General features: G+C 46.7%; 16 protein-coding genes. 9 read left to right on the forward strand and 7 right to left on the reverse strand.

Annotated elements, in window-relative coordinates; all coding sequences use genetic code 11:
- Positions 1-36: 36 nt before the first annotated feature.
- Positions 37-1260, forward strand: a complete 1224-nt coding sequence (locus tag D9A02_RS05565; protein ID WP_120500001.1) for an MFS transporter — start codon at positions 37-39, stop codon at positions 1258-1260.
- Here D9A02_RS05565 and D9A02_RS05570 read toward each other — a convergent pair.
- The 3 genes from D9A02_RS05570 to D9A02_RS05580 are packed head-to-tail and all read right to left on the reverse strand — an operon-like array spanning position 1243 to position 3517.
- Positions 1243-1824, reverse strand: coding sequence for a Smr/MutS family protein (locus D9A02_RS05570; RefSeq protein WP_120500002.1), 582 nt, complete (start codon positions 1822-1824; stop codon positions 1243-1245). The genes D9A02_RS05565 and D9A02_RS05570 overlap by 18 nt on opposite strands.
- Positions 1821-2858 carry a murein transglycosylase A gene (locus tag D9A02_RS05575; protein WP_120500003.1) on the reverse strand — a complete coding sequence of 346 codons (1038 nt, stop codon included), beginning with the start codon at positions 2856-2858 and terminating at the stop codon, positions 1821-1823. The genes D9A02_RS05570 and D9A02_RS05575 overlap by 4 nt, the downstream gene beginning before the upstream one ends.
- Positions 2855-3517 carry a Tim44/TimA family putative adaptor protein gene (locus D9A02_RS05580; RefSeq protein WP_120500004.1) on the reverse strand — a complete coding sequence of 221 codons (663 nt, stop codon included), beginning with the start codon at positions 3515-3517 and terminating at the stop codon, positions 2855-2857. The genes D9A02_RS05575 and D9A02_RS05580 overlap by 4 nt, the downstream gene beginning before the upstream one ends.
- 109 nt (positions 3518-3626) lie before the next feature.
- Between D9A02_RS05580 and D9A02_RS05585 the strand changes: the two genes are divergently transcribed.
- The gene (locus D9A02_RS05585) at positions 3627-4112 is read left to right on the forward strand and encodes an FxsA family protein (protein ID WP_120500005.1); all 486 of its coding nucleotides are present in this window, start codon (positions 3627-3629) and stop codon (positions 4110-4112) included.
- A gap of 58 nt (positions 4113-4170) precedes the next feature.
- Positions 4171-4674, forward strand: a complete 504-nt coding sequence (gene secB / locus D9A02_RS05590) for a protein-export chaperone SecB (RefSeq protein WP_120500006.1) — start codon at positions 4171-4173, stop codon at positions 4672-4674.
- On the opposite strand, the gene dnaQ is transcribed toward secB, so the two are convergent.
- Genes dnaQ through D9A02_RS05610 form a run of 4 tightly spaced genes read right to left on the reverse strand, consistent with a single transcriptional unit; the run spans position 4671 to position 7381 of the window.
- Positions 4671-5369, reverse strand: coding sequence for a DNA polymerase III subunit epsilon (gene dnaQ / locus D9A02_RS05595; RefSeq protein WP_120500007.1), 699 nt, complete (start codon positions 5367-5369; stop codon positions 4671-4673). The two genes, secB and dnaQ, sit on opposite strands and share 4 nt — an antisense overlap.
- Complete coding sequence (coaE, locus tag D9A02_RS05600) at positions 5362-5955, reverse strand: dephospho-CoA kinase (protein WP_120500008.1); 594 nt, start codon at positions 5953-5955, stop codon at positions 5362-5364. The genes dnaQ and coaE overlap by 8 nt, the downstream gene beginning before the upstream one ends.
- On the reverse strand, positions 5952-6785 hold the full coding sequence (locus D9A02_RS05605) for a shikimate dehydrogenase (protein WP_120500009.1): 834 nt from the start codon (positions 6783-6785) through the stop codon (positions 5952-5954). The genes coaE and D9A02_RS05605 overlap by 4 nt, the downstream gene beginning before the upstream one ends.
- Positions 6782-7381: a nucleoside triphosphate pyrophosphatase gene (locus D9A02_RS05610; RefSeq protein WP_120500010.1), complete on the reverse strand. Its 600-nt coding sequence runs from the start codon at positions 7379-7381 to the stop codon at positions 6782-6784. Before D9A02_RS05610 ends, D9A02_RS05605 begins: the two co-directional genes overlap by 4 nt.
- Positions 7382-7784: 403 nt before the next feature.
- Between D9A02_RS05610 and hemJ the strand changes: the two genes are divergently transcribed.
- The 6 genes from hemJ (at position 7785) to D9A02_RS05640 (ending at position 14228) form a co-directional block, all read left to right on the forward strand.
- Positions 7785-8234: a protoporphyrinogen oxidase HemJ gene (gene hemJ, locus D9A02_RS05615; protein WP_120500011.1), complete on the forward strand. Its 450-nt coding sequence runs from the start codon at positions 7785-7787 to the stop codon at positions 8232-8234.
- Between the two features lie 120 nt (positions 8235-8354).
- Positions 8355-9626, forward strand: a complete 1272-nt coding sequence (gene rho, locus D9A02_RS05620; protein WP_120500012.1) for a transcription termination factor Rho — start codon at positions 8355-8357, stop codon at positions 9624-9626.
- Between the two features lie 21 nt (positions 9627-9647).
- Positions 9648-10934 (forward strand): tRNA uridine-5-carboxymethylaminomethyl(34) synthesis GTPase MnmE, encoded by a 1287-nt coding sequence (mnmE, locus tag D9A02_RS05625; RefSeq protein ID WP_120500013.1) that lies wholly within the window; start codon positions 9648-9650, stop codon positions 10932-10934.
- Positions 10935-10937: 3 nt separating this feature from the next.
- The gene (gene mnmG / locus D9A02_RS05630) at positions 10938-12809 is read left to right on the forward strand and encodes a tRNA uridine-5-carboxymethylaminomethyl(34) synthesis enzyme MnmG (RefSeq protein WP_120500014.1); all 1872 of its coding nucleotides are present in this window, start codon (positions 10938-10940) and stop codon (positions 12807-12809) included.
- Positions 12809-13417: a 16S rRNA (guanine(527)-N(7))-methyltransferase RsmG gene (gene rsmG / locus D9A02_RS05635; protein WP_120500015.1), complete on the forward strand. Its 609-nt coding sequence runs from the start codon at positions 12809-12811 to the stop codon at positions 13415-13417. The genes mnmG and rsmG overlap by 1 nt, the downstream gene beginning before the upstream one ends.
- Positions 13410-14228 carry a ParA family protein gene (locus D9A02_RS05640; protein WP_120500016.1) on the forward strand — a complete coding sequence of 273 codons (819 nt, stop codon included), beginning with the start codon at positions 13410-13412 and terminating at the stop codon, positions 14226-14228. The genes rsmG and D9A02_RS05640 overlap by 8 nt, the downstream gene beginning before the upstream one ends.
- Position 14229: the final 1 nt, after the last annotated feature.

A 14229-nucleotide genomic window follows, 5' to 3' on the forward strand; every position in this document is an offset into this window, starting at 1 on the left:
TCTTTCCTTCCGGGTTTTTCCGGGCAAAAGGGAAGAATGGTCGTTTTTGATTTCATCCGTGACAATCTGCGCTGGCTGTCTGCCGGTATGTTGCTGACGTTTCTCAGCAGTTTTGGCCAAACGTTCTTTATCTCGATCTTTGCGGGTGAAATTCAATCCGCCTTTGATTTAAGCCACGGCCAGTGGGGTGGCATTTATTCACTGGGCACCACCGCTTCGGCCATATTGATGATCTGGGCAGGTGGTCTGACAGATCAATTTCGTGTCCGTGTTCTTGGACCGGTTATCCTTGCTTTGTTGACAGTGGCCTGTCTGTCGATGGCCATTTCCGCACAGTGGTGGATGCTGCCGTTTGTGATCTTTGCCTTGCGGTTCACCGGGCAGGGGATGAGCAGCCACATCGCGGTGGTCGCCATGGGGCGCTGGTTTGTGTCAACACGAGGTACCGCCCTGTCTATTGCCACGCTTGGGTTCGCAATTGGCGAGGCTTTGCTGCCAATTATCTTTGTATTGCTTATGGCCAGCTATGACTGGCGGATATTATGGGTTGTTGCCGCAGTCATTGCTGCCTTGGGTATCCCCATATTGCTGCGCTTATTAATGCAAGAACGTACCCCACAAAGTGTTGCAAAGCTCAACCAGTCCGTTGGCATGGATGGTCGTCACTGGACGCGCAATCAAGCTTTCAGCCACAGGTTATTTTGGTACATGATCCCAGCGCTGTTGGGGCCATCGGCATTTTCAACCGCTTTCTTTTTCCATCAAGTGCATTTTGCCAGCGTCAAAAACTGGGAACATCTGCAATTGGTGAAGATTTTTCCGTTTTATACTGCCGTCGGCATTTGCGCGATGATTGTCTCTGGCCACGCATTGGACCGTTTGGGGACAGCGCGCTTAATGCCATTCTTTCAAATCCCTATTGCTATCGCTTTTGTATTTTTCGCCATCGCAGACACCTTGATGACAATGTATGTCGGATTCTTCTTTTTTGCCCTGACGGTTGGCGCAAACGCAACTTTGCCAAATGCGTTTTGGGCGGAGTTTTATGGGACAGCTAATCTGGGTTCAGTCAAAGCTATGGCCGCGGCTGTGATGGTTTTAGGGTCCGCCATTGGGCCAGGCATAACCGGCGTTGGGCTTGATTATGGTATTAGCATCAATCTGCAATACCTGTTCGTTGCTGGCTACTTTGTTTTTGCAACAGTTCTGATGTGGATCGGGATCACACAAGCCAAACCTGATTTACCGGCTCCGTCGTAAGTAAACATAATAGGCGCCACCTCCACCATGCCGCAAATGTGCCTCGCTTACTTGTAAGACCAACTGATTAAGCGGTGGAATAGACAACCACTGCGGCACCGCATGACGTAACACACCAAATCTAACCGGGATCGGCCCGCCATCATCACGTTCCTTGCCCTTGCCCGTCACCACAAGAACCAGCCGTTTCCCATCGGCCTGCGCCCGCAGAATAAAAGAAGTCAAAACCGGTTGGGCCTGTGCCAAGGTTTTCCCATGTAGATCAATTTTTCCCTCTGGTTTGAGTTTGCCCTTTTTCAATCGCCCGAAAGCCTTGGCGTCCATACCCAACGGGGCTTTGGCCAACTGTTCCCGAATACCCGGCAATATGTCATGGGCTTGTGTTGGTTTTGATGGCGTTGCACCAACGGAAAACGGTTTGGGTTGAAACCTCTTGGGTTTAGGGTTTTCAAATATCTCAGGCGTAAAAGGATCTTCTTTTCGCTCAGGGTGAAACCTTTCAGTGGTCCTACTCACCCGGTGCCACAGCGCCAGGTCTTCGGCAGATAAACGGCGTTTTTTCATTGCAGACCCCCGGGCAGCATGGCGTAAGCCCGCTGAATTGGAAGCAGCACAACCATTCGCCCCGGATCCCTCAATTGCCCCGCAGCGCGCCCCGCTGTATCGCCGGTGCCAAAGAATATATCCGCTCGTTGCGGGCCTTTGATGGCTGATCCGGTATCTTGTGCAATCGTCAGTCTACGGATTGGGTTTTTACCATCTTTTTCAACCCAGACCGGCGCACCGAGAGGCACATATTTTGGGTCAACAGCAACGGTTCTGCCCGCTGTGACAGATCGGTTCATCGCACCATAAGGTCCTTTGTCCGCAGGTATTTTGGTTAGCTTCCTAAAAAACACATAGGTGGGATTATGATAAAGCAGTTCCTGCCCTTCAATCGGGTTCCGACGCACCCAGTTTTTGATCACCTCAGCCGACACCTGATGTACATCATAAATCCCGCGTCTCACCAACTCTGTCCCGATAGATTGGTAGTTATGCCCATTTGATCCACCATAACCCACCCGGATCATGCGCCCATTGGGCAGGCGAATACGGCCAGATCCTTGAATTTGCAGGAAGAACAGCTCAACTGGGTCATCGACCCAAGCGATCTCAAGACCACGGCCTTTCATCACCGGACCTGTTTCAATCTCGCGCCGGGTCAACCAAAGGCTTTCATAAGGGATCTCAGGGGGTTTACGATAAATCGGGTATTTATATTTACCGCCCGGTGACAATGATCCGTTCAGCTCAGGTTCAAAATAACCGGTGAACAGCGCCTCAATCCCGTCGCCAATCACCACTGGCTTGAAAAGCAGCTCAAAGAACTGCTTTGCATCTGGGCTTTGCTGTGCAAGCGCACAAATTGATTGCCAGTCTGGATCTTTGAGGTCCTTGCAGGTCATCAAAAAGGCGCTGAGCGCCTGATCATGATCGTCGCTTTCCCAGGATTCGAGATCCTTGAACGACAATATCTTATGCGCAATATCATCCGATGCCGCGCCAATAGTGGCTATCAGCCATATATTCAGCGCCGCAATAAGCCGGAAAATCATTCGCTGGTGGCAACAAGCCGCCAGTTCGGATCGTCGGTTCCCATAACGCGCTGGAATGTCCACAGGTCTTTCTGGCGCTTGGATTGACCCGGTTTGCCCTCAATTGCATTGCCATAGCTGTCGCGTACAACAGAGATCAGTTCACCAATAAAACGAACCGAGACCTCGGCAGTTTTGCTGCTGCTGTCGAATGTCGCATCCGCAAGCGTTGTTTCACGCACCCCGACAAATTCCGCCTCGATTGTTAGCCCCTGATCTTCGCGTGATTTGATCACCTGCGAAAATGCATCGCGTACATCGTCGGATAGAAACGATTCAATTTCTTCAATATTACCACGCTCAAAGGACATCAGGATCATTTCATAGGCACCTTTGGCACCCTGTAGGAAGTCGGCCACGCCAAAGTCCTGCTCAATCCGTTTCATTTCAGCCAAAGCGCCAGCAGCTTCAGAATCTTCAGCGACGTGATCTATTATATCACGATCTGGGCCATCATTGCTGATCACTTCGAAATCGCGGCGCGTTTGATTTTCTGCCGGAAGCTGAGAGCGCGGTGGTCCTTCAAAACCATCACGTGTTCCCAGCACATTTTTCAGGCGCAAAATCAAAAACACTGCAATACCAGCCAAGACCAGCAGCTGAATAATGGGAGAATCCATTGAATACCTCTTTTCGTGTCTGGCATGGTAAGATGTGCCACATGCTCTTATCTAGGTGAGAGTAGCGGGCAAGTCTAGCAGTGCGCCTGTAAATTCAGAGGACAAACTTATGTGGCTATTTATCGCGTTTCTTTCAGTGCCATTAATTGAAATCGCGTTATTTATTCAGGTCGGCGGCCTGATCGGGCTTTGGCCAACGCTGGCTATCGTCATTATTACAGCAATATTGGGGACCTGGCTGGTCAGATCCCAAGGGCAAGCCGCAATGAATGATCTGCGCGGCTCTTTTTCACAACTTGATGACCCATCAGAACCGCTGGCCCATGGGGCGATGATCTTATTTTCAGGTGCCTTACTGCTAACACCGGGGTTTTTCACTGATGCCGTTGGGTTTGCCCTGCTTGCCCCGCCGATCCGAAAAACAATCATCTCCTATGCCAAGACGCGCATCAATGTTCAGCATATTCAGATGGGGCCTGATCCACGCCGACCGCACCAACCTGACAACAACGCTGATGTGATTGATGGGGATTTCGTAGAGGTTGAGCCAAATCATTCAGATCAACCCGGCGACTCTGGCTGGACAAAGCATTGAGGCTCAAATCACATCCTGATAAGCAATGCCCAAATTATTTCCCTAAGGAGGCGCCCCAATGGCTGAACAAGAAAACGGTGCAGCAGACGCTGCAACCCAAGCCCAAGCTCAAGTTAAACTTAATGTACTGACTCAATTCGTCCGCGACCTGTCATTTGAAAACATTCTGGCACAACGCGGTATTGGCGGCGACGTACAGCCCGACGTTCAGGTTGCTGTCAACCTGGACGCCAAGAAGCGCTCAGCTGAAAACCAGTATGAAGTCACCACAAAAATCACTGTGAACTCCAAAAACAAATCCTCAGAAGAGCCCCTATTTTTGCTTGAGATGGAATATGTTGGCGTGTTCCACATCGAAGGTGTTCCAGAAGATCAGTTGCACCCATTCTTGTTGATTGAATGCCCACGCATGACATTCCCGTTTCTGCGCCGCATCGTCAGCGATGTAACCCGTGATGGCGGCTTCCCGCCACTTAATCTGGAAACCATTGATTTTATGAAACTTTACAGAAATGAAATCGCACGCCGTCAAGCCGAAACACCAAAAAAAGCTGACGCCTAATTATACGTCTTCCAAAGCGCACCATCGCCTAGTTGTTCAACAAAGGTCTGGTGCGCTTCTTTTTCCTGATCAGACAGCCGCGAGGGCAATGTCTTTTCGCGCGACTGCGGTCGCCAATCTGAATTCCCATTCTGAGCAACATCCGCAGAAGCCTCCGCCACGACATTCAGTGCAAAATCAGGTTGACGGCCACCAATCAGCTCAAGATACACCTCAGCCAGAATTTCCGAGTCGAGCAAAGCACCGTGAAGTGTCCGCGATGAATTGTCGATGCCAAAACGACGACACAGCGCATCCAAAGACGCTGGAGAGCCGGGAAATTTTCTGCGCGCAATATCAAGGGTATCAAGCGCCTGCTCCCAAGGGAGCTGCGGCAGATCAATCCACTTCAATTCCGCATTCAGAAACTTCATATCAAATGCAGCATTATGAATGACCATCTTTGAATCTTGGGCAAAATCCAAAAATTTCTGGGCGATCTTTGAAAACACCGGCTTGTCGCGCAGAAAATCATCGCCCAAACCGTGGACATCGAAGGCCTCTTTTGGCATCGAACGTTCCGGGTTGATGTATTCATGAAACGTCACGCCTGTAGGCATGTGGTTGAACAGCTCAACCGCACCGATTTCAACAATCCGGTCACCTGAAAAGGGATCAAAACCGGTTGTTTCAGTATCCAGTACGATTTCACGCATTGCCCAATGTTTCCCTAATTTCACTTACGATCATATGGACCTGCTGTTTGGCATGATCCAGTGTTGTGGTTTCAACAATATAATCAGCGCGTTCACGTTTTTCCGCATCCGGCATTTGTTTACTAAGAATAATCTGAAAATGCGCCTCTGTCATGCCAGGTCTGGCAAGCACGCGTTGTTTTTGAACTGACGCTGCCGCAGTAACACATACCACCGCATCCATTTCACCCTGACTTTTGGTTTCAAACAGCAATGGAATGTCCAACACGATAATGTCTCGGTTTGAATTTTGAACAAAACCGGCGCGATCCGCACGTACCAATGGATGAATAATATCTTCGACCTGTTTCAACGCCCCTGGATGGGATGAGATGATTTGCTTCAACTTGTCACGCGATACAGCATCATTTTCGATCGCATAAGGGAAAATCTTCTCAATTTTGGCAACCGCCAGACCATTTTTGGAATACAGCCTGTGCACCGCCGCATCTGCATCCCAGATATCGCAACCCTCATTCGCAAACAGGTTAGCGGTGGTTGATTTCCCCATTCCAATTGAACCCGTCAGACCCAGTATAAATGTCATTTTAATGCGGCTTTCCGAGTGTCTTCATCAACTTCGGGTCGCACACCAAACCAACGTTCAAAACCTGGAACCGCTTGATGTAGCAACATGCCCAATCCATCAACTGTTGGGCAACCGATAGCTTCGGCCTCGGCCAACAGCGCGGTTTTCAAAGGGGCATAGACAATATCTGTCACCAGTGTCTTTTTGTTTAGGTTAGCAAGTGAAAGCGTCAGTGGGGATTTACCGGTCATACCTAATGATGTGGTATTCACTAGCGTGGCAACGTCGGATACGGCATCATCCGCCTGTTCCCAATCCACCACCTTAAGTCGCGCACCAAATTCCTGACACAGCGTTTCAGCGCGAGCCTTCGTTCTGTTGGTCAGCAGGATTTCAGGAACCCCAGTGTCCAACAATGCAACAATGATCGCCCGCGACGCACCGCCCGCACCCAAGACAAGAGCCGGTCCTAACCGTGGATCCCATTTTGGTGCTGATTGGCGAAGGTTTTGAATAAAGCCATAGCCGTCTGTGTTGTCGGCGTGAATTTTACCATCAGCAGTAAATACCAACGTATTCGCCGCGCCTATTTTTGCCGCATGATCCGAGACAACATCGGCAATTTCCAAGGCCTGTTCTTTATGAGGAATTGTGATATTCGCGCCAACATAGCCCAGCTTAGGCATATTTCTAAGAACATCTCGCAAATTCTCTGGTTCCACATGCAACGGAACATAATACCCTTTAAGCCCAAGCGTCTTTAACCAATGGCCATGAATTTGTGGCGATTTTGAATGCGCAATTGGGCAACCGATAACACCGGCCAACGGAATTTTATTGTCGCTCATATCTCAAGATCTCCACGGTCGATCAAAAAGGTCATGACCTCCAATAATGGTAAGCCCAGCACATGGAAATAGTCGCCATCAATCCGTGAAAACAGCCGGCTACCCTCTTCCTCAAGTTTATAGCCGCCAACGCAATAATGCACACTGTCCCAATTTCGATCTGCATAGTCATCAATATAGTCCTCTGACAGCTTGCGCATGGTCATTTTTACCACACCAATGTGACGCCAGACTGGGCTAAAGTTTTCATAGATCACCGCGGCTGAAAGTAGCTCATGTTTTTGACTACTCAATGTTCTGAGTTGATCTTTCATCTCATCCTTATTGGCAGGTTTCGAAATAAGCCCACCATCAAAAGACAGAGCTTGATCACAGCCCAACACCAAAGCGCCGGGCCGTTTTGCACTGATTTTGCGCGCCTTTTGTTCAGCAAGTGCATCGGCAATATCACGGACCCTTGCGCCCTCAGCGATCATTGCAGATTTAATCGCAGGTTCATCGACTCTTGCTGGAAGGGCTTCGACCGAAATACCCGCATTTTTCAAAAGCGTTTGTCGTATTTCCGATGATGATGCCAGAATTATACTTTGGGACATGTGGAAACCTAATGAATAAGTTTGGGATCATTAAAGGCAAATCGCACAAAATTCCAAGACTTCCGTAGATTTTGGGTTTCATCCCAGCCTTGTCAGAAAATTCAGCCGAGTTTTCCTACTGTGTAAAAGGATATGTTTGTATTTCCTGAATTTGATTTTTAGCCAAATTTTTATACTTTATCCCCGGAAATAATTTTTGTGTTCCTGAACTAATCATTTGTATATACTATATTTAATAATGAAATTATCTATTTCTCCATAACCTTTTCCACAGTTTAAATTTTTGTGGATAAAGCGACTTAAAACTTTTGATCCACAGATTTTTATTATCCTACTTAAATCATCAATTCTTTTTCTTTTATATATTATTATATGTGTCATTGGCGAACCTCGGGGATAACTCATGATCGATTTTCTAAGCATTGCGTATCCTTGGGTTAAAGCCCTTCACATCATGTCCGTTATCGCCTGGATGGCAGGTATTTTTTATTTACCACGATTATTTGTATATCACGTCGAAAAATCTATTTACGGTGATCAACAAGATCAGATTTTTCAAGAAATGGAACACAAGCTTCTGCGCGTGATCATGAACCCGGCGATGATTGCGACTTGGGTCTTTGGATTGGTTTTGGTTTTTACACCAGGTGTTATTGATTGGTCTGCTGTCTGGCCTTACACGAAAATGGCAGCCGTTTTAACGATGACATGGTTTCACCATTGGTTGGCAAAACGACGTAAAGAATTTGCATCGGGCAAAAATATTTTATCCGGCCGCCAGTACCGCATGATGAATGAGCTTCCTACAGCGCTGATGGTGATCATTGTGCTATCTGTGGTGGTGCGCTTTTAGTTCGAATTGACTCGGGGCTTCAGGCGGCTTAAATAGCCCTCTAAGACCCGTCCGGGTTTGTATTTCTCCGAAACACACATTGAATTGCTGCGATGCGGTGAATTCTATAGGTATATCTCTATGTGCAGTCAGCGCCTGAACCTTTCTGAACTTAAGGCACAAAGTGCCAAAACACTTCTTGCGATGGCGGAAGAGCTGGAAATTGAAAACGCTTCGACCATGCGTAAAGGCGAGATGATGTTCTCGATCTTGAAAGAGCGGGCCGAGGAGGGTTGGATCGTTTACGGTGACGGTGTACTTGAGGTGTTACAAGATGGTTTTGGATTTCTACGCTCACCAGAGGCCAATTATCTTCCGGGTCCGGATGATATCTATGTTTCGCCAGATATGCTCCGGAAATATTCTCTTAGAACTGGGGATACGATCGAAGGTGAAATTAGACAACCTGATGATAACGAACGTTATTTTGCAATCACATCAGTGAGTCAAATCAACTTTGAAGAACCAGAGAAAGCGCGCCATAAGATCGCCTTTGATAACCTGACACCCCTTTATCCAGATGAGCGTCTGAAGATGGAGATCGAAGATCCAACCATCAAAGATAAATCGGCCCGTGTGATCGACTTGGTTGCACCGATAGGTAAAGGTCAGCGATCGTTGATTGTGGCGCCACCGCGCACCGGTAAGACGGTTATTTTGCAAAATATTGCTGCAAGCATCGAGAAAAACCATCCTGAGTGCTATCTGATCGTTTTGCTCATTGATGAACGTCCCGAAGAGGTGACGGATATGCAACGTAGCGTGAAGGGTGAGGTTGTCAGCTCAACATTTGATGAGCCTGCCACACGTCACGTCGCCGTATCAGAAATGGTGATTGAAAAGGCTAAACGTCTGGTCGAACATAAACGAGATGTCGTTATTCTTCTCGATTCAATCACAAGACTTGGTAGGGCATTCAATACCGTTGTGCCATCCTCTGGGAAGGTTCTAACCGGTGGTGTTGATGCTAATGCACTTCAACGTCCGAAGCGCTTCTTTGGTGCCGCACGGAATATCGAAGAGGGTGGATCTTTGACGATTATCTCAACTGCTTTGATCGATACCGGTAGCCGTATGGACGAGGTGATCTTTGAAGAATTCAAAGGTACTGGTAACAGCGAGATTGTACTTGATCGTAAAATTGCTGACAAACGCGTCTTCCCGGCAATTGATATTCTTAAATCTGGCACGCGGAAAGAAGATCTTCTTATCGATAAAATTGATTTGCAAAAAACTTTTGTGCTGCGTCGAATTCTCAACCCGATGGGAACGACCGATGCGATTGAATTCCTGTTGTCCAAGTTGAAACAAACAAAGACTAACACGGAATTCTTCGATTCCATGAATACTTAACCCGATTTGAGAGGGTGAGACATGGAAACTGTATTCGCCCTTTCATCGGCCGAGGGTAAAGCAGGCGTTGCAATTATTAGGATTTCAGGCCCTGATGCCTTTAAATCTGCAAAATTGCTTTGTGGTGATTTACCACAGGTACGAAAACCATCTGTTCGGGAACTGAAAGCTTCTGACGGAACTCAGTTAGATGAAGCTTTGATAGTTTTGTTTGATAAAAACCATAGCTTTACTGGAGATGAAACTGTTGAGCTTCATCTCCACGGTAGCCCCGCAATTGTGACGTCGGTGTTGGCTGAACTATCTTTAATCGATGAACTGTCGCCCGCAAATCCAGGGGATTTTACGCGCCGAGCATTGGAAAATGGTCGACTTGATTTGTCTCAGGTTGAAGGATTAGCGGATCTTATCGATTCAGAAACCGAGGCGCAGAGGCGCCAGGCTATTCGTGTTTTCAAAGGTGAGTTTGCTGATAAAACCGAAGGTTGGCGTAAGAAGTTAATTCGCGCTGCCGCGTTAATCGAGGCAACGATAGATTTTGCCGATGAAGAAGTCCCTACAGATGTTTCGCCAGAAGTGAATGCGCTGATTGACCATGTTGTTTCTGAGATCCAAGATGAGATCAATGGAGTTAAATCGGCTGAACGGATTCGATTGGGTTTCGAAGTTGCAATTGTCGGTGCGCCAAATGTAGGTAAATCAACGCTATTGAATCGCATTGCGGGTCGAGAAGCAGCAATCACATCTGAATATGCTGGCACCACCCGCGATGTTATTGAAGTCCGAATGGATCTTGGGGGGCTGCCAGTAACTTTTTTGGATACTGCAGGGTTGCGTGAGACGGACGATTTTGTTGAATCGATCGGTATTGACCGTGCTAGAGAGCGCGCCCAGATGGCTGATTTATGCGTTTTCTTAAAGGAAGAAGATCAGAAACCTGAATTTGACCCGCGCCCGGATGATATCATCTTGACGCCAAAGGCTGATATCCAAGATAATGAAAATGGAGCAATATCTGGGAAAACTGGATTTGGTGTTACAGCATTGCTGGATAGAATTTCGACTACTTTGAAGTTACGCTCATCAAATGCTGGTCTTGCTACACGCATTAGACATCAGGAAGCCATGATATCCGGCGTAAAGTCGCTTAGAGTTGCGCAAAATTATGTAAATGGCGGTGGAGATGTCGCCGAATTTGCGGCTGAGGAAATTAGGTCGGCTGTTCGAGCGTTGGATTCTCTGGTAGGCAGGATTGGAGTTGAGAATCTTCTCGATGAAATTTTTGCTAGCTTTTGCTTGGGCAAGTAAGGAGTGTTTCACGTGAAACATTTTGATGTCATTGTTATTGGTGGTGGACATGCCGGAACTGAAGCTGCGCATGTTGCCGCAAGAATGGGCGCTAATACCGCGCTGGTGACGCTGACTTTTGATTCTATAGGCGTCATGTCCTGTAATCCTGCAATTGGCGGATTGGGAAAAGGACATCTGGTTCGAGAAATTGATGCTCTTGATGGTGTAATGGGGCGGGTTGCAGATAAAGCAGGTATTCAATTTCGCTTACTAAATCGGCGAAAGGGCCCAGCGGTACAGGGGCCAAGGGCTCAATCTGATCGAAAGATTTATCGCGAAACTATGCAAGCTGAGATTAGGGTTCAGAAAAACCTTAAAGTTCTAGAAGGTGAAGCGACTGATCTTTTGGTTAAGAATAACCAAGTATATGGCATCAAGCTAGATGATGACCATGAGGTGTATGCTAAATCAATTGTTTTAACCACGGGTACATTTCTACGTGGCGTCGTTCATATCGGGGATACATCTTACCCGGGTGGTCGTATGGGCGACAAACCATCTATAAAGCTTGCTGAACGTATGGATGATTTTGGCCTTAATTTGGGCCGTTTAAAAACTGGTACGCCGCCAAGGCTAGATGGAAAAACAATAAATTGGGATGTGTTGGAAAAGCAGCCAGGTGACGATGATCCGACATTCTTCTCATTTTTTACAAAGACAGCTGAGGCAAATCAAATTTCTTGCGGAATTACTCATACAAATGAGCAAACGCATGATATTATTCGCAACAATCTAGAACGCTCAGCTATGTATGGTGGTCATATCGATGGGATTGGCCCGCGATATTGCCCCTCCATCGAAGACAAAATTGTTCGGTTTTCAGATAAATCATCTCATCAGATTTTTCTCGAACCGGAAAGCCTTTCGGATTCTGTAATTTATCCAAATGGAATCTCCACCTCTCTGCCGGGTGAAATTCAGAATGATTATGTAAAATCTATTAAAGGCCTTGAAAATACGACAATTCTTCAACCGGGCTATGCTATTGAATATGATTATGTAGACCCACGCTCATTGTGTCTGACTTTGGAGCTGAAGGGTGTTGATGGACTATTCTTGGCTGGACAAATCAATGGGACGACCGGATATGAAGAAGCAGCTGCACAGGGCCTCGTGGCGGGATTGAACGCTGGTTTAAAATCTCTGGATAGGGAATCTTGCGTGTTTAGTCGTTCAGAAAGCTACATTGGTGTAATGATCGATGATCTCACAACACGTGGCGTAGCAGAGCCGTATCGCATGTTTACATCTCGTGCTGAATTCCGACTTTCACTCAGAGCAGATAATGCAGACCAGCGGCTAACACCGAAAGGTATTGAAATTGGGTGTGTTGGTGTTGAGAGAAGCGCTCTTTTTTACAACAAGAGCAATAAACTTGAATCTGGCATGGATCAATTGAATGCTAGAGTATTTACACCAAAGCAAGTGAAAGAAGTTGGTATAGATATCAATCAGGACGGAACTAAACGATCCGCATTTACGTTGCTCGCATTCCCAAATATCAAATTTGATGATCTGATTTTGCTGGATTCTGAACTAGAAGCTATTGATCAGGACACGCGGGATCAACTTTCTAAAGATGCTTTGTATGCGAATTACATCAAACGCCAAACGCGGGACATGGAGTTAGTCAAAAAGGATGAGAAGGTTGAGATACCTTTGAACTTTGATTTTTCCGCGGTAAACGGATTATCGAATGAGTTGGTACAAAAGCTTTCGGAAGGAAGGCCAGAAAATTTAGCACAAGCTTCTAAAATTGACGGCATGACACCAGCTGGCCTAACGTTGATTTTGGGCGCGTTGAAGCGTAAACGCAGGGAGAAATTCGCTTAATGAGTGATCTACTTCAAAATGTTTCACGTGAAACACAAGAACGATTATCGATCTATCTGGAGTTACTCAAAAAGTGGAACAAAAAGATTAATCTTGTTTCTCCGGCGACACTGAAGTCAGCTTGGCAGAGGCATTTTGTAGATTCCATTCAGATATGCCAACTCTCAGATAAATCAGGGCAAAAGTGGGTAGATATGGGGTCTGGTGCAGGTTTTCCGGGTTTGGTTGTTTCGATAGTTGGAATGGAAGATGACACTCCCCACCATGTTACGTTGATCGAAAGCGATATGCGGAAATGCATGTTTTTAAGAACCGTGATTCGCGAGGTTGGCGCACCAGCGGAAGTGATAAATGACCGCATTGAACGTATTTCTTCATTGGAGGCTGATATTGTTTCTGCTAGGGCGTTGGCGGATCTAAAAATTTTGATGGGTTATGCTGACCATCACTTGAAACCAGACGGAATGGCTCTTTTCCTAAAAGGAAATAATTGGAAAACTGAGTTAAAGGATGCCGAAACACGCTGGACTTTCGATTATAACGCTCACAACAGCCTAACAGAAAACGGATCTGTCATTATGAATGTTTCAGGAATTCAACATGTCTGATCCTTTGCACATAGATGAACCCAAAATTATTGCCGTTGCAAACCAAAAGGGCGGTGTTGGAAAAACAACCACGACAATCAATTTAGCTGCCGCTCTGGCAGAGCAGGGGCGTGAGGTGTTGATTGTAGATCTTGACCCGCAAGGCAATGCGTCGACGGGGCTTGGAATTGAAATGTCTGATCGTAAGGTAACAACTTATGATCTGTTGGTTGATGATGCGCCGCTTGAAGACGCAATACAAAGTCTTGAGATTAAAAACCTAAGCATCATTCCGGCTAATGTAGACCTTAGCTCTGCTGATATAGAGTTGATATCTAATGAAAAAAGGAGCTTTTTGCTTCATGACGCTTTGCGCCAACCATCGATCGACGCTTATGCATTCGACTACATCTTGATTGATTGCCCGCCATCGCTAAACCTGTTGACAGTTAACGCGATGGTGGCTGCTCATTCTGTTTTGGTGCCGCTTCAAAGTGAATTTTTTGCACTCGAGGGCCTATCACAATTGATGCTTAGCATTCGGGAAGTACGGCAAACAGCAAATGAGAACCTAAGAATTGAAGGTGTCGTACTAACCATGTTTGATTCGCGGAATAATCTTTCGTTACAGGTTGAACAAGATGCGCGTGCGAACCTTGGAAATCTGGTTTTTAAAATCTGTATTCCAAGAAACGTAAGGGTAAGCGAGGCACCATCTTATGCACTGCCTGTGCTGGAATATGATAGCGGTTCCAAAGGGGCGCGGGCGTATCGAGCATTGGCGATAGAGTTGATTGAAAATCAAAACCCGTCACCAGGACATAGGGGGTAAT

Source organism: Roseovarius sp. EL26 (genome assembly GCF_900327775.1).
GTDB lineage: Bacteria > Pseudomonadota > Alphaproteobacteria > Rhodobacterales > Rhodobacteraceae > Roseovarius.

What these genes read in the sequence shown, in the direction of transcription:
- rsmG (WP_120500015.1), top strand. Translation starts at nt 12,809, where the DNA reads ATGAGTGATCTACTTCAAAATGTTTCACGTGAAACACAAGAACGATTA.
- D9A02_RS05575 (WP_120500003.1), bottom strand. Translation starts at nt 2,858, where the DNA reads ATGATTTTCCGGCTTATTGCGGCGCTGAATATATGGCTGATAGCCACT.
- D9A02_RS05605 (WP_120500009.1), bottom strand. Translation starts at nt 6,785, where the DNA reads ATGAGCGACAATAAAATTCCGTTGGCCGGTGTTATCGGTTGCCCAATT.
- rho (WP_120500012.1), top strand. Translation starts at nt 8,355, where the DNA reads ATGTGCAGTCAGCGCCTGAACCTTTCTGAACTTAAGGCACAAAGTGCC.
- mnmE (WP_120500013.1), top strand. Translation starts at nt 9,648, where the DNA reads ATGGAAACTGTATTCGCCCTTTCATCGGCCGAGGGTAAAGCAGGCGTT.
- hemJ (WP_120500011.1), top strand. Translation starts at nt 7,785, where the DNA reads ATGATCGATTTTCTAAGCATTGCGTATCCTTGGGTTAAAGCCCTTCAC.
- D9A02_RS05640 (WP_120500016.1), top strand. Translation starts at nt 13,410, where the DNA reads ATGTCTGATCCTTTGCACATAGATGAACCCAAAATTATTGCCGTTGCA.
- D9A02_RS05570 (WP_120500002.1), bottom strand. Translation starts at nt 1,824, where the DNA reads ATGAAAAAACGCCGTTTATCTGCCGAAGACCTGGCGCTGTGGCACCGG.
- D9A02_RS05580 (WP_120500004.1), bottom strand. Translation starts at nt 3,517, where the DNA reads ATGGATTCTCCCATTATTCAGCTGCTGGTCTTGGCTGGTATTGCAGTG.
- dnaQ (WP_120500007.1), bottom strand. Translation starts at nt 5,369, where the DNA reads ATGCGTGAAATCGTACTGGATACTGAAACAACCGGTTTTGATCCCTTT.
- D9A02_RS05585 (WP_120500005.1), top strand. Translation starts at nt 3,627, where the DNA reads ATGTGGCTATTTATCGCGTTTCTTTCAGTGCCATTAATTGAAATCGCG.
- D9A02_RS05565 (WP_120500001.1), top strand. Translation starts at nt 37, where the DNA reads ATGGTCGTTTTTGATTTCATCCGTGACAATCTGCGCTGGCTGTCTGCC.
- secB (WP_120500006.1), top strand. Translation starts at nt 4,171, where the DNA reads ATGGCTGAACAAGAAAACGGTGCAGCAGACGCTGCAACCCAAGCCCAA.
- coaE (WP_120500008.1), bottom strand. Translation starts at nt 5,955, where the DNA reads ATGACATTTATACTGGGTCTGACGGGTTCAATTGGAATGGGGAAATCA.
- D9A02_RS05610 (WP_120500010.1), bottom strand. Translation starts at nt 7,381, where the DNA reads ATGTCCCAAAGTATAATTCTGGCATCATCATCGGAAATACGACAAACG.